We start from the raw sequence: 25,845 nt of genomic DNA on the forward strand, positions 1-25,845 counted from the left end.
TGTTTAATATTTGTTATTTCAATACGTAATGAAAGTCGTTCAATTTACAGTTCCGGTTGTTTATCAAGGATCTATTTGTGTGCAGGAAGATATTCTGCCTTCATTCTATAGCAACTACCACCGACACAAGGAAATCCAGCTGACCTACATTTTGAAGGGGCGGGGAACCTTTATGATTGGCAACTTTACACACAGTTTTGAAGAGGACGAAATCTATATCGTTGATGCGGACGAACCGCATATGTTCAAAACAGGGGAGGATATAAAGGATGGTATTCATGCCATCCATATTTTTTTCGACTACGAGCATTTTAAACCTTTTCTGGATTTCCCTGAATTTGATGATGTTAAATATTTCCTGGAACACATCAACGTCAGTAAAAAATTGGATGCGGAGCACTCCGTTGCGTTGAAAGAGAAGTTTGTACAGATTAACGTGAGTGCGGGCATAGATCGCCTCCTCTCGTTTGTGAAGCTGATTAATTTTTTAAGTAAAAAAGTAGATCAATGGACTTCGCTGTATACAGGTATTCCACAAAAGAAGTTCTCCGATGCCGAAGGATTGCGAATCAATGAAATATTCCAGTATACTTTCCAGCATTTTGGAGACAAGATTTCCCTGGAAGATATAGCAGCGGTGGCACATATGACCCCACATGCATTTTGCAAGTATTTTAAGAAACATACACGGAAAACCTATGTGACCTTCCTCAATGAAATACGGATTGAACGTGCCTGTAAAATGTTGATTGACGAATCTTCAGAAAGTGTTTCTAATATCGCTTTTAAAACAGGGTTTAACAATGTTGTCAATTTCAATCGGGTGTTCAAAAAAATAACCAAACTTTCGCCGAGTGAGTATGTACAGGAACATCGTATGCGTGACTAAGCTGTCTGTCGGATGTTACGATGCCGGAACCTTATCCCGTTGATTTTGGGATGCTCCCTCCACGGAAATCAGAAGAATGGTTTTGTTGACAATATCGGAGAAAGACTCGTTAATAAAATTTAAAGATAGCAGGTGTTAAAGTGTTATTTTTGAACGTTAACGATAACCATTCCGATGAATAAAAATCTATTTTTTGTCTTTATAGCCTTATTTGTATCGCTGATGCAGGCGCGGGCCCAAGGTTCTCTTTTTAAGATCGATACGCTGCAATACCAAGGAACGGATAAGCATATTGTTAATCTGGTCATTTTGGGAGACGGTTACACCAAAGTACAGCTGGATGATTACGCTGCAGATGCCAAGCAGTTTACCAACTATTTTTTCTCGATCGAACCCTTCAAACAGTACAGCAGTTTTTTTAATGTGTTTGCAATCCGTACGATTTCCGAGGAATCTGGTGCAGCGCACGATTGCAAAGCGGGTGATTGTGTGCATGGTGAAACCGATTTAAGTAAATATCCACCACGTTACAACAAGTTTACACGGGATCATGCTGTTCCGGTTGCCCATCCAAACACGATTTTTGGAAGCAGCTTTGACAATGGTGGTTTACATCGTTTGGTTGTACCGCAAAAAAATGATCGTATCGAAGAGATATTAAAAATGCATACGCCCAATTATACACAGGTCGTTGTGTTGGTCAATTCCCCATTTTATGGTGGTTCAGGAGGAAAATGGGCAACTTCTACGGTTAATTTTAAGAGCAATGATATCGCGGTACACGAAATTGGACATTCCTTTGCCCAGCTTGCCGATGAGTATTGGGCTGGAAATCAATATGCTATTGAATCTGTAAACCGCTCACAGTCAGCAGATGCAAGTCAGGTCCCCTGGAAATACTGGCTTGGAAAAGACGGAGTTGGTATTTATTCTTATGGTGGTAAAGGTTCACCCTCCAACTGGTTTAGACCACATGAATATTGTAAAATGCAATATCTAGTAGCTCCATTTTGCCCCGTTTGTCAAGAACAATTTGTTGCTTCCATCAAAAAAAAATCAAGCCCATTTATTCAGGTAAAGCCGACGCTCGACAAGCCGATTACCTTAGATAGTGTTCAGAAGTTTTCCCTGCGCCTGGCAAAACCTTCCCCGAACACCTTTAAATTGTCCTGGTTATTGAATGATGAAACAATTGCGACCGACATTGATTCGATTTACCTCGATCCGGGGATGTTAAGCGTTGGAGCAAATACGTTGAAGGTAATGATTCAAGATACGACAAATCTAGTGCGCAATCCATCCTATGTCAACCACCGAGACTCGGTTGTGTGGACCTTTAATCAGGTGAAATTGATTGATTTAGCGAAACCATCGACCACATGGGGCGATACATTGGAAACCTGTTATGGTGGTGCTCAGGTGCTCACGGTAAAGCATCCTGTTGCCGGACTTGAATATCGTTGGTATGATGCCGCTACAGGATTTTGGGAAGAGACAGGCAATAATATTGTGTTACAAAATATTGTGGAATCAAAAGTATACTTCGTCCGTGGTATTTGGGATGACCGCACCTCCGAGATGACAAAAATTCATATCCATACACTGGGTAAAATCGATAAACCAAAGCGTATTGATGTTAAAATCGATAAGAAGAAGAATACAGTACAGTTGACGGTAAAGGATAAAGTCGATGGGCGTTATAACTACATCTGGTTGAATGAAGATGGCCGTCCAATCTATGAATGGGATGAATTTAATGGGGAGTATGTACGCCCAACGGGGGTAAATAATGTGCTCACAATGAAATTACCAACCTCGTCTGGAAAGATATATGTTCAAAAAATAGATAAAGAGACAACGTGTAAAAGCGAGAAAACAATTGTAACTTTTTAGATGTATTGTTGGAATAAAATAATTTATAAGTTAATTTTAATCTGCCGGTTAATTAACTTATAAATCATTTATATTTATGAAAAGAAAATCCAAGTCAACTTGGGGGATTCTTTCATGTGTATTCATCCTGGTTTTAGCCGCGATGCCTTCGTGCAAAAAGCATGCAAAACTTCCCGATGAAAACGATGAAGCAATTCATGCGGTAAAATTCAAAGTCAAGGATTTTGAAGCGATTGTTACTCCACTAAAAAAGCAATCGACTAAGACAAAACGAGCTGCGCTAAGCGGAGCCGCTTCCGAAAACGAATTGTTGTACCATTGGACGTTTGATAATAGCAACACTGTGCCTGAAGTGGCACTCGATGCGGCTGTTTTGATCGATTACAACAATGAAAAGACAGACTATGATTTCCTGGCCGGTTGGCCCGCAACGGGAAAAGCCGTAAGCTTTAAAGGCGTGAAAGAGATCCTAATCAAAATCCCTACCAGAGGTATTCAATCCTTAGGCAACTGGACATTTGATGGCAATAGTTCGGGTTCAGGGCCAAGGGCGTTATTGTTGAGTTATTCCCTGGATAAGGGAAATAGCTTTTCAGTGCTCTCAGACACCATTAGGTATCCTCCAAATGTGCCAATTTCTGCTAAAATTCCCATGAGTACATCGTTAGCAGATATTTCTCTTGGCAACAGCAAAGAGCTATGGTTGAAAATCTCATTATTTGCTGGAAACAGAGACGGTGGGATGGGCTACAGTCCAACGACGGGTACGTTTAAGATGGATAACTTGATGATTTATGGGCAGGTAAAGCCAGAGGCTTTACCCAGCAAGTTTTACTACCATGTGTTTGATGCGAAATCGAAGGCCATGATCAAATCGGGAGTGCTTAATTCGCAGGAAACTTTCGATGTTGAATTGCCGAATGGAACCTATTACCTGAGTCTGATCGCTAAAAATTCAGCGTTGCCGCTGATTATGGCAGAGGCTGTGGATTTTGAACACTTTTATACTACGAATGCTTTTTCTGAACGATCTGCGGAGTTGTTTGCAGGTCGGGATACCTTTGAAGTTAAGGGGGCACTAGTAGAGCGGGTACTGAACTTAGATCGCATCTACAGCGAGGTCAAATTGACTTTTACGGATAGCGAAGACCTTAGTGTAATAGACAGTATTCAGGTGAAGCAGCTGCATCCAATATTTCATTATTATCCTTTCATGACGCGAAGTAACGACCAAATCGATAAAAGTGTGTTGACGGTTGTCCCAAATTTTACAGCAGCGAATCAAAGCTTTACTTTTAATCAATTTATGGGCTATTATACCGATAATAAGGCTATTAGGTATGAGTTTCGGGTTTTCAAAGACGGCCAGCTGCTACGTACATTTGAACTGGGAAGCGAAATCCGCAACAATGTTCAAATACAGTTTAAGGGCAAATTGTTGGAGACCACCAATGGTAATCTGGGTTTTCAGGTCGTGAAGAACGAACATTGGGACGACAATATTGTAATAGAATACTAGCACAGTTATTGTACTAGGCATCTCGCCACCCTACATCTATTACCACAGAAAAGGTGTCCAGCAATGGACACCTTTTCTGTGGTAGCGGATTGGCTATATCAATTTTTTTAGTAAGGTATTCCAACCAGTCAAGTCATTCAATATTTTTTCAAGATCGGCAATGGCAACACGTTCCTGTGCCATCGTATCACGGTGACGGATGGTAACGGTATTGTCTTCTAGCGAATCGTAATCGACTGTGATACAGATCGGTGTTCCGATTGCGTCTTGACGACGGTAACGTTTTCCAATGGCATCTTTTTCATCATATTGGACGTTGTAATCCAATTTTAATGTATTTAGGATCTCGCGAGCTTTTTCTGGTAAACCATCTTTTTTGGTCAATGGTAAAATTGCCGCTTTTACCGGTGCCAATGCTGGTGGAAATTTCAATACGACACGAGAATCTTGTTTTTCTGCTGTAGAAAGATCTTCCGTTACCAGAGCGTTACATAATACAGTCAAGAAAAGTCGGTCCAATCCAATTGAAGTTTCAATTACATACGGAATATAGTTTTGATTGATTTCAGGATCAAAATATTGCATTTTCTTTTTAGAAAATTCCTGGTGTTGTTTCAAGTCAAAATCTGTACGCGAGTGGATACCTTCAACTTCTTTGAATCCGAATGGGAAGTTGAATTCAATATCAACTGCCGCATTTGCGTAATGTGCCAATTTATCGTGGTCGTGGTAACGGTAGTTTGAAGGATCGAAACCCAATGCCAAATGCCATTTCAAGCGTGTCTCTTTCCATTTGTTATACCATTCCAATTCAGTACCCGGGCGGCAGAAAAATTGCATTTCCATTTGCTCGAATTCACGCATGCGCATGATAAACTGACGTGCGATCACTTCGTTACGGAAAGCTTTACCAATTTGGGCAATACCAAAAGGTATTTTCATGCGTCCTGTCTTTTGAACATTCAGAAAGTTGACGAAAATACCTTGTGCAGTTTCAGGACGAAGGTAAACCTGATCAGCTCCATCTGCCATAGCACCCATCTGAGTGGCAAACATCAAATTAAATTGACGTACTTCAGTCCAATTTTTGGTGCCTGAAACCGGACACACGATATTATGTTCTTCAATGATGGTTTTTAGTCCAGCTAAATCATCAGCATTCAATGCGGTATTCAAAGCGTCTAATAGGGCAGCAGCTTCTGCTGTCTTACCGTCTGCTTCATAACGTGCAATCTTGTCTTCGATCAATTGATCGGCACGGTAACGTTTTTTTGAATCCTTATTGTCGATCATTGGGTCGTTAAAGCCATCAACGTGACCCGATGCTTTCCATGTTGTGGGGTGCATGAAAATTGCGGCATCAATACCAACAATGTTTTCGTGCAATTGCACCATGGATTTCCACCAATAAGTCTTTAGGTTGTTTTTTAATTCCGAACCTAATTGACCGTAATCGTAGACGGCACTTAATCCGTCATATATTTCGCTCGATTGAAATACAAAACCGTATTCCTTCGCGTGTGATACTACACTTTTGAAAAAGTCGTCTGTCTGTTTGCTCATAAGTGGCAAATATAGATATTAGTATTTAGATTTTAGATATAAGATTCTTGATAAGAAGCATTCTTTAAATGCCTAAATCACGGATCTGTTGCGATGCATTTTTGTTATCTACTTTTTTGATGATATGCTGGATAATGCCATCTGCATCAATCACAAAAGTGGTGCGTGCTGTGCCCATATACTTTTTGCCATACATGTTTTTCTCAACCCATACGCCATAGGCCTCGACAAGGCTCTTGTCTTCATCTACAAGCAATTGAAAAGGTAGCTCATGCTTACTGATGAATTTTTGATGCGACGCCTCCCCATCTATACTTACACCGATGATTTCAAAACCATCTTTTTTCAAAGACTGATAGTTGTCCCTGAAATTGCAGGCCTCCGTGGTGCAGCCTGGCGTATTGTCTTTTGGATAAAAATATAAAATAACTTTTTTCCCTTTAAAATCTGAAAGATGGACTGTTTCACCATGTTGATTTTTTGCACTGAAATCCGGTGCTTTCTGTCCTATTTCTAGTGTTGCCATATTATCTTGTATTTAGTCGATTAAGATACGATTAATCTCTTGAAATCGCTGATTTATTGCCCAAAATCAGGTGTTTACCTTGTAAAAGAAGCTTCGTATGTCTTTAAATTTCCTTTGTTGTCTTTTACTTCGAGTTTAAACTCATGTCGGCCACTGCTTAAGTCGGGTTCGAAGTCATGCCAAATATGTCTTGTTTTCGGGTCATATTTCATCAAAGCCCATTTCCCATCAATGTAAGCATTAAAAGTATCTATTCCAGAGAGATTGTCGCTGATTGTAAAGTCAATGGATTGCTGTCCGCTCAAATTCTTCCCGTCGGTCAGGTTACGTGCTACAATATTCGGTGCAATGGTGTCAACAGCAACATAAAAACCGCCAAATTCGCGTACATTGGCCACCACCCAACCGTTCTCATATTTACCGCCCTGTGCTCCACCATCGGAAGAAACAATCAAAGCTTTGTCATAAAGATTTTCAGATAAGCTGTAGTCTGGTTTGATCATGAGCTTGTAGTATCCGAAGACCGGTGTATAAGCATTGTGGATATAGTGCATTGCCGAGTAGCCTTTTGCAGGTTTTGCTCCTTGTGAATAATTGAAGTAAAGATCGTCGTACAATACATTTTTACCCATATAAACACGCGCATTCTCTGCTTCATATTTGTTCTCGTCTGCGAAGTGGAACATTTTTAAGCCGGCAGCATTGGCGCGACTGATCGAAAGCGAGGGATTATTTTGCACCTTAAAATTCAATTCGCTCGTATTTCCTTGAACATCCTTGACGACATATTTTACCTCATGGACCTCATTGTCTTTCAATTCGATTTTCCCCAGGTTGTCCAAGTGTTTATAGATGTTGATCGGATTGTTTGGATCTTTAAAACTTTTTTGAACACGTACACCGGATTTTTTTAAGTAGGGGTAGTCGACGTAAGACTGGATCGCACGGGTCTGATCAAAAGGGATTGATTCAAAGAGCACCGTACTGATGTTTTTGTTGTCCAAAAAAAGTTCGATCGAGTAGACACCATACGTAAATGAGATACCACTGCGTTTATCGACGGTGTTAATGCCTAATCCAAAGGTACCGTTCACAGAGATAGGGGCGTTTGTTGCTAAACTATAATTGCCGCTACCAACGGACTTAATAGTTTGATGCCTGCGGGGTGTATTTTCATCAAACAGTTCGGAGCCCAAATCATAGACTGTCATGCCGCGAATGATCGGCTTGACACCATCCGGAAAGAGTAGTCCAAACAATTGGGGATTGAGGGGCAGTTGTGCCTTTGTATCGCGGATTTCAAAATGAAGATGTGGACCGGCAGAGCCGCCTGTATTGCCCGAATTTGCAATAAACTCTCCTTTTTTTACAGGGACCTGGTTTGGTTTAAGAAAGACATCGACATCAAAACGTTTTTGCTTATACTGCTCATCTTTGACGATTTTAGCAAGGTCCGAATTGAAACTTTCCAAGTGCATGTATACCGAGGTGTAACCATTGGGGTGATCAATATAAACATAATTACCACCACCGCCTATTTGTACCCTGACACGGGATACAAAACCTTCCGCGGCTGCATGCACCGGAATATTGATGCGTTGTTGTGTCCGATAATCGTCCCCACCATGGAAATGTGTTGCCCGCAATTCGCCGAATGATCCCGAAGCCTGTGGAGCAATGTCCATCGGTCTTACAAAATAGTTTTGTGGATAATTGCGGCTTTTGATAATATCTTGTCCCTGGCTTACACCTGTTATGCAGATTAGCAGGGAGAGTAATGCTGTCGTTTTTTTTATCATGCTATTTCCCCTACTATTTAATTTTACAGCTAAACATTTTCTGGTCGCCGATGAAACCTTCCAATAAATCGCCGATGGCTACAGAGCCAACACCAACAGGCGTGCCCGTGTAAATGAGATCCCCTTTGCGAAGGGTAATAAATTTGGAGGTATACACAATCAGATCTTCGTAGGAGAAAATCATGTCCTTGGTATTTCCCTGCTGAACTGTTTGTCCATTTTGCTGCAGGGAGAAATCAATCGAATTCACATCTGTTAGCTCCTCTTTAGGAATCAAGTTGCTGATTACTGCGGAATGGTCAAATGCTTTTGCCAATTCCCAGGGAAGGCTTTTTGCTTTTAGTTCTTGCTGCACATCCCTTGCGGTGAAGTCAATTCCCAAACCGACGGCATCGAAGTATGTTGATGCAAATTTTGGGGTGACATGTTTTCCCTCTTTACAGATCCGGAGGACAACTTCGGTTTCGAACTGAATATTTTTGGAGAATTCCGGGTAATAGAAATCTTTGTTATCCTTTAATACCGCAGTATCGGGTTTTAAAAATATAATGGGGTTTTCAGGGACTGGATTATTGAGTTCTTTCGCGTGGTCGATGTAATTGCGACCGATTGCAATTATTTTCATGATATAAATTTTTTAGGCAATGAAGCTTCCAGATTTCTTGCGAATTCATGAGCTCGGTTTTCATTGCGTGTACGTTTGAGGCGGTATTCGAAAGTACTATATGCTATTCGTGAGGGACCTACACTAGGCCTGAATGCGCTATGCTAACGAACGTCATGTGAGGAACGATATGGCTATCTTCTAAAAGCTTGTCGTGCATCCCTACTCGGTATACCTTAGTTTTCGTTTACCACAACAAACTTAATAAATGTCCAAAGCTTATCCAAAAATGAAGGAAAACAACAACATCTGTACCTATTACCAAAGTGACCTTTTATATAGGGTTTAGTTAGGGTTAGTTTAGGGTTTAGTTAGGGTTAGTTTAGGTATAACCTAATGAAAACCTAACTTAAACCTAACCAAACTCTAATTTATGGCTAAGCTAAGTAAAACATTGATGTCAATTGTTTGTTAGGGTGTAAAATAGATTATAGAAATAAAATAAGAAGGTTAAAAAATGGGAATATTAGAAGATGGTCCAAATGGTGGTTTTCGAGGTAAAGTAGGTTCAGTATATGGCTATAATCTCAATGGAAAATGTGTTATACGGGGGGCGAGGAGGAAAAGTACGAAACTACCAACTGCAGCGCAATTGGCACACCGTCAAAAATTAAAAATGGTCAGTGAGTTTTGTCGCTGGATAAAACCTATTGTTGATTTTGGGTATCAATTTGAAGAAACTAAAAACTCTGGGCGAGGAAAATTTCAGCTTGCACAGCAGCACATTTTCAAAAATGCCATTGATGTGGATGTCGAAAATAAACCAGTTATTAGTATGGAAAAAGTGCAGGTATTTGTCGGGGAGCTCGTGTCTCCCGAAGGTGTTCAGGCTCGTTGGGAAGACGGTCTGCTGAAATTATCCTGGATACCGAATCCAAAATACAGGGATAGCATGTTTAAATTAAACCTGGCCTTAGTCAGTTTAGATCGGGAGGGCGACCTCAAAATGGCCGTAGCGGATGCGGCGCAGGGGGAATGTACGGTTGATATCGCGACATTTAGAAAGGATAAATTTGAATATCATGTCTACATCGGTTTTTGGGATACCTATCATGGTGCATTCTCAAATTCGACCTATTGCGGTGTCATTTAATAGGATAATTCAGTCTACTTGTGTATCTTTAACACTATGAATAAAATACAGGCGGTATTGTTCGATCTGGATGGTACGTTAATTGATTCGGAATATTTCTATTTCAAAAATTGGGCCCCTATATTAAAACAGGAATTTAACCTTCTGATCAACTATGAAGATTGGATTCGCGATTTTGCTGGACATACTTTAGCACATAATGTCAAGCGTCTTACCGAGGACTATGGCTACGACGTGACGGAAGAACATATGTGGAAGCGTACACGTGCGGCTTATGCCGATTCTAACATGAGCGATATTGAATTAATGCCTGGAGCGCGAGAAATTTTAGCTTTTTTGAAAGCAGAAGATATCCGTATCGGGCTTGTGACTTCGAGTTATAGAAGCACAGTCGATACTGTTTTGGGCAAGCACGAGCTCTTGGATTATTTTGAGTTTTTTGTCACGCGAGAGTGTGTGGAGTTGCCAAAACCCAATCCGGAACCTTATCGTTTGGCATTGACAAATCTGGATCTACCAGCTGACTGCTGTGTGGCTATCGAAGATACATCGACAGGAAGCACATCGGCGTTGGGAGCAGGGACGCAGTTGATTGCAGTTACGAAACAGGAGGTGGAACGTGCTAGACTAACAGCTGTTGATAACATTGTGGAAAACTTGTCTGAGGCAAAAGCCCTGTTGGCGCAATGGATTTAAGGGTTGTAAAATAATTTAATCGTTTTAGCATTTGTATTTTTATTCGGATATATGTAATATTACCGAATTGTAAAGGGAACTCTGATTATGAACCGTAGAACCGCAATAAAGCAATTTTTCATTATAGCTGGCGGACTGACAATTTTGTCGTCCTGTCTGAATGATGGAGGTGCATCAATTGTATTGAATAAGCTGAAGATTTCGGCAGAAGATGAGCAATTTTTGGGCGATCTGGCTGACATCCTGATTCCGAAATCGGATACACCAGGAGGGAAGGATCTGAACTTACATCTTTTCGTCATCAAAATGGTCGATGACTGTGAGTCGCCAGAAAATCAGGCTAAATTTGTCGCTGGTTTCAATAAATTGAGAAAACAGTTGAATTTAAAAAATAGCAAAGAGACGGAGACCACTTTGGCGGGGTTAAAAGACAAAACCGACGAGAAGGCTTTTTTTGAGACCTTCAAATCGCGTGCAATTCAGGGGTATATGAACTCAGAATACGTGATGAAGAATAAGGTGATCTATAAACTTATTCCGGGTCCGTACAATGGTGCGGTAAAAGTTAAGGCATAAATAGCACATGGCAAATCTAAATATTGACAGTGAAAAAAACAGAACCTACGATGCAATCGTGATCGGTTCGGGAATTAGTGGCGGTTGGTCCGCAAAAGAGTTGTGCGAGAAGGGATTGAAAACATTGGTTTTGGAACGTGGACGTGATGTACAACATATCAAGGATTACCCAACCACCAATATGATGCCTTGGGAGTTTGAACATCGGAACGAAATGCCTTTCAAAGTAAAAGAAGAGAATCCGATTGTCAGCAAATGTTATGCATTCCATGAGGATGCGGCCCATTTTTTTGTAAAAGACAAGGAACACCCTTATATTCAGGAGAAACCTTTTGACTGGATCAGAGGCTATCAGGTTGGCGGCAAGTCGTTATTATGGGCGAGACAAACGCAACGTTGGTCTGACTTTGATTTCGAAGGGCCGGCTAGAGATGGTTTTGCAGTAGATTGGCCGATCCGTTATGCTGATTTAGCCCCTTGGTACGCTTATGTCGAAAAATTTGCCGGTATTGCAGGAAATCACGATGGACTTCCTGAATTGCCGGACGGCGAGTTTTTGCCAGGCTACCCATTAAATATTGTCGAGAAGTATTTTAAAGAAAGCGTCCAAAAGAAATTTCCGGAGCGCAAAGTTATTTCAGCACGTTGTGCACACTTATCCAAACCAAATCAGATTCACATCGAACAAGGACGTGTACAGTGTCAGAATCGCGTACTTTGTCAGCGAGGATGTCCTTTTGGTGGATATTTCAGTTCCAATGCAACGACAATCCCTTGGGCTGCGAAGACTGGGAATATGACCTTACGTCCATTTTCGGTTGTTCATTCAATCCTCTATGATGAACAAAAAGGAAAGGCTGTGGGTGTACGTGTTATTGATACCAATACAAAAGAGGAAATTGATTTTTATGCAAAGTTGATTTTTGTCAATGCGGCGGCAATCAATACGAATTTAATCTTATTGAATTCTAAATCCAACCGTTTTCCAAATGGTTTGGGCAATGATAGTGGTGTGTTAGGAAAATATGTTGCCTTTCACAACTATAGTGCACGCATTTACGCGGAGTATGAAGGGATGTTGGATTTTACGGCCGAAGGGCGGAATCCCGCAGGTGGAGGGTATATTCCACGCTTCAGAAACTTGCACAAACAGGAAACGGACTTTTTAAGAGGCTATGCCGCCGGTTTCGGTGCTTCACGTAGTAAAGAATCTGATCGTTCGGGTTTAGGGTTAGATCTGAAGAACAATTTGTTGAATCCTAAATTAGGTGTTTGGCAGGTTGGATCTCACATGATGGGTGAAACAATACCAAAAGAATCGGGAATGGTTTCATTGGATAGCAGTAAGAAAGATGACTGGGGTATTCCGTTGTTAAAAATTGCTGTCGATTATGATGAGAACGATGAAAAAATGAAAAAGGATTACATTGCCGTCATGACGGAGATGTTTACGGATGCTGGTTTCACAAACATTCGCCCGGATACACACTGGCAGGCTCCAGGTTTGGATATCCATGAAATGGGTGGTGCACGTATGGGCCACGATCCGAAAACTTCAGTATTGAATAAATGGAATCAGATGCATGCTGTGAAAAATGTTTTTGTCACAGATGGTGCAAGTATGACATCCACATCAACACAAAATCCTTCATTGACCTATATGGCATTTTCGGCTCGATCTGTCGATTATGCGGTTAGCGAGATGAAGAAAGGAAATATTTAATTTTACCGGGGAAAGCTTTTGAAAATAAATCTTTCCCCAGTAAAATTAAAGTGCTATCTTTCCAAAGAATAGCACGTTAAAACCAAGAAATAATAACCAAAAAGGAAAGATAAAAAGTAATAGACAATTAAAAAACCAAAATAGGGAAACCAAAAAATTTTACAAAAAAAGCAAAAGCGATTTAGCTCAATTTATTAGGAGCCCTTTGGGTTAATGAGCCCAGAGGTAGTCTAAACCTGCTGTTTTCTCTTTTATGTTAAACGAAAGAATGAAAACAAAAAAGGAATTGGATATCCAAATTTTTAAGAAAGCGGATCGATTTTAAAAACATCAATTAAGGGAAACTAAATTAAACTAGACGTTTTAAGCATCTTTTGCTAAAACGTTTTTATAAACCAAATCACTATTAATATGAGCAAAGTTGACGTAAAATCATTTGCGCAGCTTGGGAAAAAATCAAAGTTATTTTTCTCATTGGCTGTCATTGCTGGTACTTTCCAACAAGTCAATGCCGCTGTCGGAACTTCAGTCAATTACGAAGGAAAATCCTTCGTAAAAGAAGTAAACCATGTGCAGCAGCAAGTTAAAGGAAAAGTATTGGATGCTGCTGGAAAACCAATTTCAGGAGTTAACATCGCTGTAAAAGGAACTTCGAAGGGCACACAATCTGATGCCTTGGGTAATTTTACTTTGGATGCTAAATCGGGGGATGTATTGGTGGTTTCTTCCATTGGTTACAAAGCCAAAGAAGTCACTGTTTCCGGTGCAACTGTTTCTGTACAATTGGACGATGATCAAAGCCAATTGGACGAAGTTGTCGTTGTTGGTTACGGTACCATGCGTAAATCGGATGTAACAGGTTCTATTGCGATGGTTAAAGGAGCCGACATGATCAAAGATCAGAACTTTAGTCCGCTGGATAACTTAAGAGGTAAGGCTTCGGGGGTGAATATCTTTTCCAACTCGAGCCAACCTGGTGCTTACGCCAACCGTGTGGTCATTCGTGGTGTGGCTACGATCAATTCATCATCCAATCCACTCTATGTTGTGGACGGGGTTGTGATGGAAGACTTTCAGTTGTTGAATCCGAATGATATCGAGAATATCGAGGTATTGAAAGACGCATCTTCGGCAGCAATCTACGGTGCACGTGGTGCAAACGGGGTTATCTTGGTAACAACAAAACGTGGAAACAAAGATGGGTCCAAAACAATTAGTTATCAAGGATCTGCTGGTGTGAGCTCGGTTCAACGCTACATGGATGTATTGAATGCACAGGAATGGGTAGATGCCTTTATGATCGGCTTACAAAATGAAAATAAGTACCAAGGGAAATCCTGGTCTTTGGATAAAAAGACCTGGTTTAATGATGCCAATTATTTCGATGCCAATGGCAACCCGCTTTATAATACAGATTGGCAACGGGAAGCAACACGTACAGCTATTTCGCACAATCATCAGTTAAACGTACAACAGGGTGATGACAAATCTTCTGTCGGGGCTTTCTTGAATTATACCGATCAGCAAGGTGTCGTTAATAATACCTGGAATAAGCGTATCAATGGAAAGCTTGCTTATGATGCTAAACCAACATCATGGCTTTCTACAGCAATTAACTTAACTGTTAACCATACTTGGGGACGTTATACACCAGAAGACGGTGGTGGACAAGAAGCGCGTCGTACCATGATCGAGATGATTCCTTGGTATCCAGTCTACGAAAAGGACGGTACTTATACCAATTCCTCTTCTTCAAAAGTAGCAGAAACATTGGGTTTTGAAGGTATGTCTAATCCAGTCGCTATTTTAGACAAGCAAAAACGCATGCGTTACAATACGCAGATTTTTGGAAATGCAGCATTGACCTTCCACTTGGCAGAAGGTTTGGACTTAAAAACCCAATTGGGTATTGATAATCATCAGAAGACTTACCGTGGCTATTCTTCTGTAACTCTAAATAATATTTCCAGACCAAATGGTTGGGCGGAAATTAATCACCGTAATACACTTTACTGGCAAGAAGAAACTTACCTGACTTATAATAAAAAAATTGACAAGCATCGGATCAATGCGATGGCTGGTCTCTCGTGGCAGGCACGGACCAATGATTATGATGGAAGTCGTACGACAGGCTTTGCTGACGATTTCTATGAATACAATAATATGGGAGCCGGAACAATCCCTGATCCACCGTATTCAGCATATGACAAGTGGGCAATGAACTCCTATTTTTTACGCGCTAATTATTCGTATGATGACCGTTATTCGGTGGTATTTACAAGCCGTTATGATGGAGCTTCCAAATTTGGTTTAGACAAGAAATACGCTTTCTTCCCATCCGCAGGCTTAGCATGGAATGTGGGAAATGAAGATTTCCTAAAAGGAAATGATAAGATCAGCAATTTGAAACTACATACAAGTTATGGTCTAACAGGTAACTCGGAGATTGATCCGTATAGTTCACTTGCGAATGTTGCTACTGGAACAACTTTACTAAATGGTCAACGAGCAACGTGGTCTTATGTCGAGTCTATCGCGAATCCGGATTTAAAATGGGAGAAAACTGCCCAATATGACGTCGGAGTCGAATTGGGTTTGTTTCAAAATCGATTGAATTTTGATGTCTCTTACTACCATAAAAAGACCAATGACCTCCTATTAGAAGCTCCATTGCCTCACTCTTCTGGTTTTAGTTCAGTCTATAAAAATATTGGATCTGTAAAGAACCAAGGTTTGGATTTGATGATCAATGGAACCATCTTCAATCACGAAGATTTTAGTTGGAAAGCATCCTTAAATGCCAACTATAACCAAAACAAAGTCGTAAAACTTGGTGAGAATAATGAAGATATCCAAATGAACTTTTGGGTAGGTGGTGCCAATAGTATTATTCGTGTGGGCGAGAACCTGAATAGCTTCTATGGCTACCGTCGACTAGGTGTATATACACAGGCGGATGTCGATGCCGGCAATGCAACGACAAGTCAGATTGGACGTGCGAAGAGATCGGCAGAGAAAGAGATCATTGGAAAAGGGCTGCCAGATTGGACCGGTAGTTTTATCAATAACTTACGCTACAAAAACTTCGATTTTACGTTGGATATGCAGTTTGTAAAGGGGGTAGATGTCATGCAACAGTTCTTCCATTCGACCTACGACCGTTTTGGTATTACCAATGGTTTAAAAAATATCCTGACAGATGCGTATAATGGCTCGAATCCGAATACGATGCAGCAGGCTATCTATCTAACGAATGGTGGACATGCCGGACAAGATACGAACGTAGACGATGCTTGGGTAGCTGATGGGTCTTACCTTCGTGTCAATTTGATTCAGTTGGGATACACCTTTAATCCTGATGTGCTGAAACGTGTCGGTATGTCTAGATTACGTGTTTATGCATCTGCGAATAATCCATTCTTATTTACATCGAAGGAGTTCTTAGGTTATGACCCCGAAAGTACTTCTCAAGGAGAAAGTAAGTTCGGTCAGAACATGACTTTCTTCTCTTATCCTAGAGCGAAAACTTTTTCTGTAGGTGTGAATGTAACCTTTTAACTCTTAGAATTTAACAAAATGAAGAATAAATTATGTATGTTGTTATTGGCCGGGTTGGCATTGACAACTTCTTGTAATAAATTTTTGGAAGAAGACCCCAAATCTGGGGTTGTTTTGGGAAGCTTTTATAAAACTGAGTCTCAGGCTAGAGAGAATGTCAATTATCTGTACCGTAATGGTGCACCTCAACGTTATTCATACGCGTCAAGCGCTTACCTCGGCCCCACAGCTTCTATCAACTCCATGTTGACGGGCTATTTTACAAGCAGCTATGAAGGACAAGAACGGATCTGTTTATTTGCCAGAGAATTGACTCGTCAAAGCAATACCAGTATCATCTCCAACACAATGAATACCATTTGGGATGAAAGCTATAAAGCAATCAACGTATCCAATGCCGCTATCCAATACATTCCTCAAATCAACATGGCGGATGCTGTTAAGAATAGCTTGGTTGGAGAAGCAAAGTTCTTTCGCGCATTTAACTATTTTTATCTGGTAAAGACTTTTGGTGCTATCCCTTTTTATACGACGCCAAATGAGTCTTTAAAAGACAATCTATACTTGGAACGTACGGATGCTGCGAAAGTATATGAATTAATTGAGTCCGATTTGAAGTCTGCTGTGGAACTCCTTCCTGCTGCAACATTTGCTGCAAATGGACACCGGATAACCAAATATGCGGCGGCAATGACTTTGGCCAATGTTTACCTACAACAGGGTAAATATGCTGATGCTGCAGCGGCAGCAAAGATTGTCATTGGCTCAGGTCATAGTATGACCACAAACACCAATCTTGGGATGAATAGTGCCTATAATAAATTACGTACGACGGATGATCTGGATGAAGTAATTTATGCACAGGAGTATAATGCGACTATCCGCGATGGTAGCTGGTGGCCAACTTATGCTTTCAATTCGTCAGCCGTATCGTTATTTACATCCTATTCGATCTTTGAAAGAATCTATGGACCAACCAAACAATTTTTGAATGTCTACGAGAGCAAGGATCTTCGTATCCAGCCGAATCAGTTCTATCATTGGAAGTATACGAATCCAAAAAATGGAAAAGTGTGGGAATCAACGGATGCGGGAATATGGTATTTTGTGGATGAAGAGGCGCTATTGACAACAGGAAAAGCAACTAAAGACTGGAACTTCTATCGTTACCCTGAAGCTTTGCTTATCGCTGCAGAAGGAATCGCGAAAACATCTGGCGTGAGTGCTGAGGCTGCAGGTTATTTAGCTCAGGTAAAAGCACGTGCCAATACCGAAGGGAAATCAGTTGCTGCGTATACAGCCGAATTACTAACATTATCAGCAGACAATTTTGTGAAAGAATGCTGGAAAGAGCGTCTCCGCGAGTTCCCGTTGGAATTTAAAATGTGGGACGATATTGTTAGAACGAAAATGTTCCCTGTAATTTCAACAACTGAGGCTGGTAAAGTCGATTTCGTACCATTGATTGGGGCTAAGAACGGATCTGGTGCAACATTCAAAGAAACAGACTTATTATGGCCGATTTCTCCGGATGAAATTCAGCGAAATAATAAGTTGACACAAAATGCAGGCTATCAATAGTCTTCAAAATCTGAGTTTAAAATGGCCATCAATCGATGGCCATTTTTTTTTATAAAAAACGCCTAACGCAATGGAATCTAGTGACAATAAACGGGGAAATTAGGTGTTTAGGTAACATCTATAACGATACTGTTTAAAATTTTAAAAAAACCTTTTCCCTTTAAAATTAAAATCCTATCTTGAATCCACAATCAAACACTTAAACTAAAAACAATAACCAAAAAGAGAAAAATCAACAAACATATAATTTAGATAAAATCACATTCGCTTTTTTTTCTTTAAATAGCAAAACCGCTTTTGCTTTGTTTTTTACACTGATTATATGCTGAGTTGTTCCAGCTTAGGTGCATTTTTATGTTTTTTTTAATAATAAATAATTAATAGGCTGCCAGATTTAATCTATTACGATAGAGATGGGGATCAGGTATTACTATTAATTATTGAAGAAGATACTAATTAAACATGATCGTCTTAGCTTATCAAAGCTAAAACGTTTTATAAACCAAAATCACTAGTTATATGAGCAGAATCGATTTAGAATCATTTGCCCGCTTAACGAAAAATACCAAGCTGTTTTTTTCGTTGGCTATTATCGCTGGGACGATACATCAGGCAAATGCACATGTCATTACCAAGGGGGAAGACCCAAAAGAGACCATTACCCATAAGGTCACTAAGTTGCAGGATTTAATTAAGGGAAAGGTACAGGATGCAAAGACTGGAGAAGGGGTCTCCGGCGTTTCGGTTACCGTCAAGGGATCCACAAAAGGTACAACATCGGATGGACAGGGTAATTTTGCCCTGCAAGCCAAGATAGGAGATGTCCTGGTCGTGTCGTCCATCGGTTATCGAACAAACGAAGTCAAAGTAATCGGAAAAGCCCCGATTGATATTCGTCTATCCGCGACGGAAGACCAATTGGAGGAGGTTATTGTTGTCGGTTATGGTACACAAAAGAAAAGTGAAGTGACTTCAGCAGTGGCCTCTGTAAAAGAAAAGGATTTCAATCAAGGGGGTATGCGCAACCCAATGGATCTGGTGCAAGGTAAAGTTGCCGGGCTAAACGTGACGAGAACCCAGGGCAGCAATCCAAATGCTGGTTCGGATATCCAATTGCGGGGGATGGCTTCCATGAAAGGTGGCAACTCCCCGCTTATTGTCATTGATGGTATTCCTGGTGGAAATCTCGATTTGATCAAGCAAGGAGATATTGAATCCATTGATGTTTTAAAGGACGGATCTGCAGCCGCTATTTATGGGACGCGTGGTAATGGTGGTGTAATTTTAGTGACCACTAAAAAAGGCAAATCCGGAGAGCCGCGATTTGAATATTATACCTATGGTCAACATGAGTCTGTAGCAAAGAAACCTTCCATGTTGAATGCACAGCAATTTAGAGACTATGTGGTCAAAGGGCAGAATAAACCTGATCTTGACCTGGGTGCGTCAACGGATTTATACGATGAATTGATCAATAAAGGTAATTTTTCAACATTCCATAATTTTGTTGCCAGCGGTGGTGGCGATAAATCCAACTACCGTGCTTCAATTAACTATGAAAATGCCGAAGGTATTGCTAAACAGAATGGACGCCAGCAATTCGGCGGTCGTGTCAATTTTTCGCAAACTGGATTAAAAGATCGATTGACTTTTTCCGGTAATATTGCGGCCAATTTCAATAAAGCAGATCTTTTAGGTGGAAAAACGGAATATTTCGAACAGGCGATCCAGCGCAATCCAACTGCTCCGTTATACAATACTGATGGGAGTTTTTACCAAACCCAAGGTTATAATAATTTTAATCCGCTGGATCGTATGGCCAACCGTGTAGATCAACGCAATCAGGAAACATTCTCAGGAGATGCGCGTATGAAACTCAAGATTATAGAACCATTGAGCATCTCAGCTTTCGGATCCTATCTTAGAAATAATTGGAACGATCGTCAATATCGGTCGATCAAAGATTGGGATCAACGCCAAAATTCTGAGTATCAGGGTATGGGCTATGCCTGGAAAAGAAATGAATTAAATTGGTCCAAGACCTTTGAAACAACCATTGATTACAACCAGACATTCAATGAAAAGCATAATATAACGGGTTTACTCGGTTACAGTTTTCAATATAATGGTTATGAGCGGTTTGAAATGTCCAATAATGGCTTTACAACAGATGCTTTTCAAGACTGGGACATGGGAAGTGGTACGGCTCTGACAAATACCAAATTGCCAAGACCATCGATGGGCTCATTTAAGGAAGACAATAAACTGATTGCTTTTTTTGGACGGGTAAATTATAATTATGACCAAAAGTACTTTGTGAGTGCAATTCTGCGTCGGGAGGGCTCCTCACGATTTGGAGCTAATCATAAATGGGGTAATTTCCCTGCCATTTCTGCGGGATGGACCATTACCAACGAAGACTTTTTCTCCAATAAAGACCTTGTCAACAATCTGAAGCTCCGTGTGGGGTATGGGGTAACCGGTAATCAGGGCTTCCCGAATTACAATTCGTTGATCTTATTGGGAACAGGCGGGGTGTATCCACAGGATGGCATCTATTATCAAACGTATGGACCGACACAGAACCCCAATCCAGACTTAAAATGGGAACAAAAAGCCGAATTGAATATCGGGCTTGATTTTGGTTTGTGGAATAACCGACTAACAGGATCTCTGGATGTCTATAATCGTAAAACCAAAGATTTATTATACCAATATAAGGCGCAACAGCCAGCCTATGTGAGTACAAACATTTGGTACAATGTAGGCGAGGTTTCGAATAAAGGTGTTGAATTGCAATTGTCTGGAGTTCCAATTCAAAAAGAAGATTTTAAATGGACGGTGGATTTTGCCGGAAGTTATCAAAAGAATAAACTCGTTACCATGTCCAATGATATCTTTAAAAGTAATTGGATGACTTTTGGCGGTCTGCCTTCTCCAGGTAATCTTGGAGATGCCATTCGTCTTGAAGAAGGCGGTGAAATTGGTTCCTTCTATGGAAAACGTTATGCGGGTCTGAATGATGCTGGAGAATGGCTCTTCTATAAAGCCGACGGTTCCAAGGCTACCATTGCCGATATAAATGATAATGATCGCGCCTATATTGGAAATGGTGTTCCCAAATTCAATGCGTCGCTAGGTAACCGGTTTGCCTATAAGGGCTTCGATCTGACCGTGTTTTTCAGAGGTAAATTTAAGTATGATATCTTAAATACAGCGGATATGTTCTTTGGTAATCAAAAATGGTTGCCTAATAATGTATTTGAAAGTGCTTTTACCAAACATGCCGATCTTAAACAGGATCCACAATATTCTGATTACTATCTCGAGAACGGAAGCTTTGTGAAGCTGGATAATATTACATTGGGATACAACTTTAAATTAAAAACTGATTATATCAAAAGTCTATATGTATATGCGACAGGAAGAAATATCGTAACAATGACCAAATATACGGGCATTGATCCAGAGTTGCAGGATACAGGTTTTGAAGCAGGGATTGATTCGCGCAGTTTCTATCCAAGAACAAGATCTTGGACAATTGGTTTAAATGTTGGATTTTAAAATAGTAAGGTTATGAAAAAAACAAATAAATATTTATTCGCCATCCTGAGCACTATTACCTTAGGTCTCTCTTTTTCTTCCTGCACCAAGTTGGATGAGACAGTGTATAGTCAGATCAAAGATGATAATTTTTACAAGAATAAACGGGAAGTTATGCAAGCTGCACTCCGGCCTTTTACGCATATGCAGGCCTGGCTTGCACCCACAGGCGGAAATGGCTTTTATTATCATTCCGAATTAAGTGCCGATCAGGTAGCCTGGCCACAAAAGGGACGCCATGGATATGACGGTGGAGATCATATCCGGCAGCACTATCACACTTGGACAAGCAATGAAAGCCGAATGCGTGGGGCCTGGGAGTTGATGTGGGGCGGCGTTGGCTATGTCAATAATGCTATTCAGGATATTGAGAAACTTGATATCACTAAAATCGCCGATCTGACGGAGGATGAGCGCACGCAAATACTTGTGCAATTAAAAGTAATGCGGGCATTTCACTACATTAAGATAATGGATCTTTGGGGCAACGTTCCTATCGTGACAAAGGTAGCCGATCCAATTAACCCTGAAACCAGACCAAGAACAGAGGTCTTTGCATTTGTACAGAAGGAGCTGGAAGAAAATGTAGGAAAATTACCTAAAACTTCAGCAAGTAACATTGGTCAAGTGTCTATGGCTGCTGGTTATGCCATGCTGGCTGAACTCTATCTTAATGCAGAAAAATGGTCGGGTAAAGCGATGAATGATGAATGTATCGCTGCATGTGACAAAATCATTTCTGGGCAAGCTGGCGGCATCGGGGGGGCTCCCAAATTGAGCCCTGATTTGAATGCATTGTTCAGTAATACCAATTCGGCGAATCCCGAATCGCTATTTCAATTTCAGTACAGCCGGCAGGCAGGTTTTACATTTGACTGGTCGGGATTCTACATGAGCTACGACTATATGAAGGAAGTGCTCAAAGTTGGCTACGGTGGATGGAACGCATTTGTTGTTATTCCTACTGCATTTAGTGCGTATGCTGAAAATGATTTGCGGAAGAAAGAATGGTTTTTGTTTGGACCACAATATAAATACGGCACCACTACACCTGTATTGGGGACGGAAGAGTATTCAGGTAAACCACTGGTGTTTGTCAACTCAATTCGCAGAGAAAGCGAAGGTGATAAGACTTCAGAAGGTGGTATGACAAAAGGAGAGGAGAATTCTGGAGCTCGTTTTAATAAATATAAATCAGGTACCTTAGACGATGCCAACTATTGGGAGAACGATTATATTATTTATCGTTTAACGGAGATTTATTTTGATAAAGCCGAAGCACTGATGCGCAAGAATGGAGGTAAAGCCAGCAGTGAGGCGGTTGAATTGGTCAATGAATCCAGAAAAAGGGCATTCAGCGCAGCCGATTGGCCTGCGGCACAGTACACGGTAGCTACATTGACATTGGAGGAGCTATTGGCGGAACGGGGACGCGAATTTATTTTTGAAGGAAAGCGCCGGACAGATTTAATCCGATTTGGGAAATATATATCCGGATCTTGGTGGGATCATAAAGCGACGAACGATAAGAATAAAGAACTTTATGCGGTACCGATGGATCAATTGGCTATTAATCCCAATTTAAAACAAAACCCTGGATATTAATGTTCGGGAATAGTAGATGCCCATGCGGGTGTCTACTATTCCTTTACCTAAAACATATGAAAAGATATTTTACGTTGTTTCTTTTGAACTTTATCGGTGCTGCATTATTCGCGCAGAAAGGTAATTTTCAAAACTATGCTATCCAAACGTTAGATAGCATCTATAGCAAGTTTGGAAATACTAAAAATCAGCTTTTGGCTGAAAAATATCCCTTTGATGAAAACTTTAAAGCTGATTATCTGGATAATAATCAACAGGCCGAGCAGCAAAAGAAATATGCTTACCTCTGGCCTTTCTCAGGTAGTTTCTCGGCCGTAAATGCCTTGATGGAATTACCAAAAACAAAAAAGGCATTTCAGTTCATACTCGACAAAAAAGTCCTGATTGGGCTACAGGAATATCGGGACGAAAGTCGATCGCCGGTTGGTTATGCTTCTTATTTAAATACAGCTCCTCCCTCGGATCGTTTTTATGACGATAATATCTGGTTGGGGATAGATTTTACCGATAGCTATATTCATACAAAAAAAACAAACTACCTGACTTCGGCCAAAGAGATCTGGAATTTTGTAAAGAGTGGGGAAGATGATAAATTAGGCGGCGGCGTTTATTGGTGTGAACAGAAAAAGGAATCTAAAAATACCTGTTCGAATGCGCCAGCGAGTGTATTTGCACTTAAGTTATTTATGGCAACCAATGATAAGTCCTATCTGCTGGAAGGGCAGCGTCTTTATGAATGGACAAAAAGAAATCTTCAGGATCCCGAAGATAAGTTATACTGGGACAATATGCAGCTCAATGGAAAGATTGGAAAAGCTAAGTTTTCGTACAACGCCGGACAAATGTTGCAGGCCGCTGCATTGCTTTATAAGTTAACGAAAAATAAACGGTACCTCGAGGATGCACAACAGCTGGCTGAGGCCTGTCTAGGCTATTTTTTCGAAACGAATGCGAAATTGGATTTCCCAAAATTGAAAAATAGCAATTTATGGTTTCATGCGGTGATGATGCGTGGTTACATGGAGCTTGCTGCGGTCAACGGTGACCAAAAGTATCTGTCTATTTTTGCTAAAAATCTTGAATTTGCCTGGAAGCATATGCGCGACCAAGCAGGACTTTTCAGCCCAGACTGGACTTTGAAGGATCAACATCAATCGAAATGGCTGCTCGATCAATGTGCGTTTGTCGAAATGTATGCACGTTTGGCAAAAGCTGGGTATTAGAATCGACGTAAAGCAGTATAAGGTTAAGACGCTGAAATTATTTTCAGCGTCTTTTTTGTTCTTGTAACATATTGGTTAAAGAGATTAAATATTGTTTACTTAACATAATAGATGCTGTGAAATTTCTATTTTTGAGTTAGGTCAACTTATTACAAGCATGACTTGTAAAATATGATCGATAAACCTTGATCAAGCATGGGAGCGATTCATTGGATAGGATGGACATCAGGTTATCTATTCTGGATACAAGAAAGCTTGAATAGGTTGCGTACTCATTGGTTACCAAGTTATTTTATTATGAAACCATCATGATTTATTCAATCACATTAGGGAATGAATAAATCTGATCGCTTCATCGCAATTGAAAAACAAATTTATACAGATGAAAATTAAAAATCTATTATTACCATTGATCGTACTGGGGCTATCCACAAGTGCTGTGTCGGCACAGAGCAAAAAGATCAAACATGTTGTTTTAGTTGGTTTTGACGGTTTTGGAGCGTATGCTTTACCAAAAGCAGAGATGCCGAATCTCAAAAAGATGATGCAGGAGGGTACTTATAGTACACATGTACGCACCGTTTTACCTTCTTCAAGTGCTGTAAACTGGGCGTCCATGATTATGGGGGCTGGTCCTACAGCCCATGGATATACAGAGTGGGATAGTAAAACACCTGAGATTCCTTCTACAGCCAAAACAGCAAACGGCATGTTCCCTTCCGTATTTAATGCGGTTGCCAGCAAAAATCCTAAAGCACAGTTTGTGGTGGTACATAGCTGGCCAGGTATAGGTTATCTGATCGATAACAAAGTCGTTCAAAAAGTTATTAATACCAAAGATGATGATGAGGCTGCTTTGAATACCACGGTAGACATTATAAAGAAAGAGAAACCGACGATTACTTTTGTGCATTTCGATCAGCCTGATGGTGTAGGGCACAATATTGGACATAATACCCCGGAATACTATGCCGAGCTAAAACAGGTTGACAGACGCATAGGCACTTTGCTGCAGGCGGTAAAAGATGCTGGAATCGCGGATGAAACCATTTTCGTTGTTGCTGCGGATCATGGCGGTACAGGAAAAGGACACGGTGGTAAATCGCTGGCGGAGGTGGAGATTCCCTGGGTAATGACCGGGCCTGGTGTACCCAAAGGGAAAGAAATTAAGGAAAATCTAATGATTTATGATATCGCGCCTACATTAACCTGGTTGCTTGGTGCACCGCTTGATGCCGCTTGGCGCGGACAGGCGATCAAAGCATTCCAACAATAGCCGTTGCCCGTCAAACAAAAAGCCCCAAAGAAAACTCTTTGGGGCTTTTTGTTTGACA

The 25,845-nt window shown here is 40.7% G+C and carries 17 protein-coding genes; 13 read left to right on the forward strand and 4 right to left on the reverse strand.

What is annotated here, in order from left to right; all coding sequences use genetic code 11:
- Positions 1 to 28: 28 nt before the first annotated feature.
- From AAW12_RS11160 to AAW12_RS11170, 3 genes are all read left to right on the forward strand, one after another.
- Complete coding sequence (locus AAW12_RS11160; protein WP_046673705.1) at positions 29 to 889, forward strand: helix-turn-helix domain-containing protein; 861 nt, start codon at positions 29 to 31, stop codon at positions 887 to 889.
- 174 nt (positions 890 to 1,063) lie between these two features.
- Positions 1,064 to 2,782, forward strand: a complete 1,719-nt coding sequence (locus AAW12_RS11165; RefSeq protein WP_053003628.1) for a M64 family metallopeptidase — start codon at positions 1,064 to 1,066, stop codon at positions 2,780 to 2,782.
- Between the two features lie 76 nt (positions 2,783 to 2,858).
- Positions 2,859 to 4,301, forward strand: a complete 1,443-nt coding sequence (locus tag AAW12_RS11170; protein ID WP_046673706.1) for a hypothetical protein — start codon at positions 2,859 to 2,861, stop codon at positions 4,299 to 4,301.
- Positions 4,302 to 4,394: 93 nt separating this feature from the next.
- Here the strand turns inward: AAW12_RS11170 and AAW12_RS11175 are convergent, their stop codons facing one another.
- The 4 genes from AAW12_RS11175 to AAW12_RS11190 form a co-directional block, all read right to left on the reverse strand.
- The gene (locus AAW12_RS11175) at positions 4,395 to 5,864 is read right to left on the reverse strand and encodes a glycine--tRNA ligase (RefSeq protein WP_046673707.1); all 1,470 of its coding nucleotides are present in this window, start codon (positions 5,862 to 5,864) and stop codon (positions 4,395 to 4,397) included.
- A 64-nt stretch (positions 5,865 to 5,928) separates the two neighbouring features.
- The gene (gene bcp / locus AAW12_RS11180) at positions 5,929 to 6,390 is read right to left on the reverse strand and encodes a thioredoxin-dependent thiol peroxidase (protein ID WP_046673708.1); all 462 of its coding nucleotides are present in this window, start codon (positions 6,388 to 6,390) and stop codon (positions 5,929 to 5,931) included.
- Between the two features lie 74 nt (positions 6,391 to 6,464).
- A complete protein-coding gene (locus AAW12_RS11185; RefSeq protein WP_084823141.1) occupies positions 6,465 to 8,189 on the reverse strand; it encodes a M23 family metallopeptidase in 1,725 nt (574 codons plus the stop codon).
- Between the two features lie 13 nt (positions 8,190 to 8,202).
- Entirely contained in the window at positions 8,203 to 8,814 is a 612-nt protein-coding gene (locus tag AAW12_RS11190; protein WP_046673709.1) for a fumarylacetoacetate hydrolase family protein, read from the reverse strand.
- Positions 8,815 to 9,310: 496 nt separating this feature from the next.
- Between AAW12_RS11190 and AAW12_RS25445 the strand changes: the two genes are divergently transcribed.
- The 10 genes from AAW12_RS25445 to AAW12_RS11240 all read left to right on the forward strand — a co-directional run bounded on the left by AAW12_RS25445 (position 9,311) and on the right by AAW12_RS11240 (position 25,787).
- Positions 9,311 to 9,946: a DUF6266 family protein gene (locus AAW12_RS25445; RefSeq protein WP_053003629.1), complete on the forward strand. Its 636-nt coding sequence runs from the start codon at positions 9,311 to 9,313 to the stop codon at positions 9,944 to 9,946.
- 36 nt (positions 9,947 to 9,982) lie between these two features.
- Positions 9,983 to 10,642, forward strand: a complete 660-nt coding sequence (locus tag AAW12_RS11200; protein ID WP_046673710.1) for an HAD family hydrolase — start codon at positions 9,983 to 9,985, stop codon at positions 10,640 to 10,642.
- Positions 10,643 to 10,729: 87 nt separating this feature from the next.
- Entirely contained in the window at positions 10,730 to 11,218 is a 489-nt protein-coding gene (locus AAW12_RS11205; protein WP_046673711.1) for a gluconate 2-dehydrogenase subunit 3 family protein, read from the forward strand.
- A 7-nt stretch (positions 11,219 to 11,225) separates the two neighbouring features.
- Positions 11,226 to 12,941, forward strand: coding sequence for a GMC oxidoreductase (locus AAW12_RS11210; RefSeq protein ID WP_046673712.1), 1,716 nt, complete (start codon positions 11,226 to 11,228; stop codon positions 12,939 to 12,941).
- A gap of 411 nt (positions 12,942 to 13,352) precedes the next feature.
- Positions 13,353 to 16,499, forward strand: coding sequence for a SusC/RagA family TonB-linked outer membrane protein (locus AAW12_RS11215; protein WP_084823142.1), 3,147 nt, complete (start codon positions 13,353 to 13,355; stop codon positions 16,497 to 16,499).
- Positions 16,500 to 16,517: 18 nt separating this feature from the next.
- Positions 16,518 to 18,080, forward strand: a complete 1,563-nt coding sequence (locus tag AAW12_RS11220; RefSeq protein WP_046673713.1) for a RagB/SusD family nutrient uptake outer membrane protein — start codon at positions 16,518 to 16,520, stop codon at positions 18,078 to 18,080.
- Positions 18,081 to 18,599: 519 nt separating this feature from the next.
- Positions 18,600 to 21,644, forward strand: a complete 3,045-nt coding sequence (locus AAW12_RS11225) for a SusC/RagA family TonB-linked outer membrane protein (RefSeq protein ID WP_084823143.1) — start codon at positions 18,600 to 18,602, stop codon at positions 21,642 to 21,644.
- Between the two features lie 12 nt (positions 21,645 to 21,656).
- A complete protein-coding gene (locus AAW12_RS11230; RefSeq protein ID WP_084823144.1) occupies positions 21,657 to 23,288 on the forward strand; it encodes a RagB/SusD family nutrient uptake outer membrane protein in 1,632 nt (543 codons plus the stop codon).
- Positions 23,289 to 23,344: 56 nt separating this feature from the next.
- Entirely contained in the window at positions 23,345 to 24,511 is a 1,167-nt protein-coding gene (locus AAW12_RS11235) for a glycoside hydrolase family 76 protein (RefSeq protein WP_046673714.1), read from the forward strand.
- A 382-nt stretch (positions 24,512 to 24,893) separates the two neighbouring features.
- Entirely contained in the window at positions 24,894 to 25,787 is an 894-nt protein-coding gene (locus AAW12_RS11240; protein ID WP_046673715.1) for an alkaline phosphatase, read from the forward strand.
- Positions 25,788 to 25,845: the final 58 nt, after the last annotated feature.

This window comes from Sphingobacterium sp. Ag1 (assembly GCF_000988325.1).
Classification (GTDB): Bacteria; Bacteroidota; Bacteroidia; order Sphingobacteriales; family Sphingobacteriaceae; genus Sphingobacterium.

Coding starts and splice junctions, on each gene's coding strand:
- AAW12_RS11225 (WP_084823143.1), top strand. CDS start 18,600: ATGAGCAGAATCGATTTAGAATCATTTGCCCGCTTAACGAAAAATACC.
- AAW12_RS11210 (WP_046673712.1), top strand. CDS start 11,226: ATGGCAAATCTAAATATTGACAGTGAAAAAAACAGAACCTACGATGCA.
- AAW12_RS11230 (WP_084823144.1), top strand. CDS start 21,657: ATGAAAAAAACAAATAAATATTTATTCGCCATCCTGAGCACTATTACC.
- AAW12_RS11205 (WP_046673711.1), top strand. CDS start 10,730: ATGAACCGTAGAACCGCAATAAAGCAATTTTTCATTATAGCTGGCGGA.
- AAW12_RS11215 (WP_084823142.1), top strand. CDS start 13,353: ATGAGCAAAGTTGACGTAAAATCATTTGCGCAGCTTGGGAAAAAATCA.
- AAW12_RS25445 (WP_053003629.1), top strand. CDS start 9,311: ATGGGAATATTAGAAGATGGTCCAAATGGTGGTTTTCGAGGTAAAGTA.
- AAW12_RS11190 (WP_046673709.1), bottom strand. CDS start 8,814: ATGAAAATAATTGCAATCGGTCGCAATTACATCGACCACGCGAAAGAA.
- AAW12_RS11220 (WP_046673713.1), top strand. CDS start 16,518: ATGAAGAATAAATTATGTATGTTGTTATTGGCCGGGTTGGCATTGACA.
- AAW12_RS11170 (WP_046673706.1), top strand. CDS start 2,859: ATGAAAAGAAAATCCAAGTCAACTTGGGGGATTCTTTCATGTGTATTC.
- AAW12_RS11175 (WP_046673707.1), bottom strand. CDS start 5,864: ATGAGCAAACAGACAGACGACTTTTTCAAAAGTGTAGTATCACACGCG.
- AAW12_RS11200 (WP_046673710.1), top strand. CDS start 9,983: ATGAATAAAATACAGGCGGTATTGTTCGATCTGGATGGTACGTTAATT.
- AAW12_RS11160 (WP_046673705.1), top strand. CDS start 29: ATGAAAGTCGTTCAATTTACAGTTCCGGTTGTTTATCAAGGATCTATT.
- AAW12_RS11235 (WP_046673714.1), top strand. CDS start 23,345: ATGAAAAGATATTTTACGTTGTTTCTTTTGAACTTTATCGGTGCTGCA.
- AAW12_RS11165 (WP_053003628.1), top strand. CDS start 1,064: ATGAATAAAAATCTATTTTTTGTCTTTATAGCCTTATTTGTATCGCTG.
- AAW12_RS11240 (WP_046673715.1), top strand. CDS start 24,894: ATGAAAATTAAAAATCTATTATTACCATTGATCGTACTGGGGCTATCC.
- bcp (WP_046673708.1), bottom strand. CDS start 6,390: ATGGCAACACTAGAAATAGGACAGAAAGCACCGGATTTCAGTGCAAAA.
- AAW12_RS11185 (WP_084823141.1), bottom strand. CDS start 8,189: ATGATAAAAAAAACGACAGCATTACTCTCCCTGCTAATCTGCATAACA.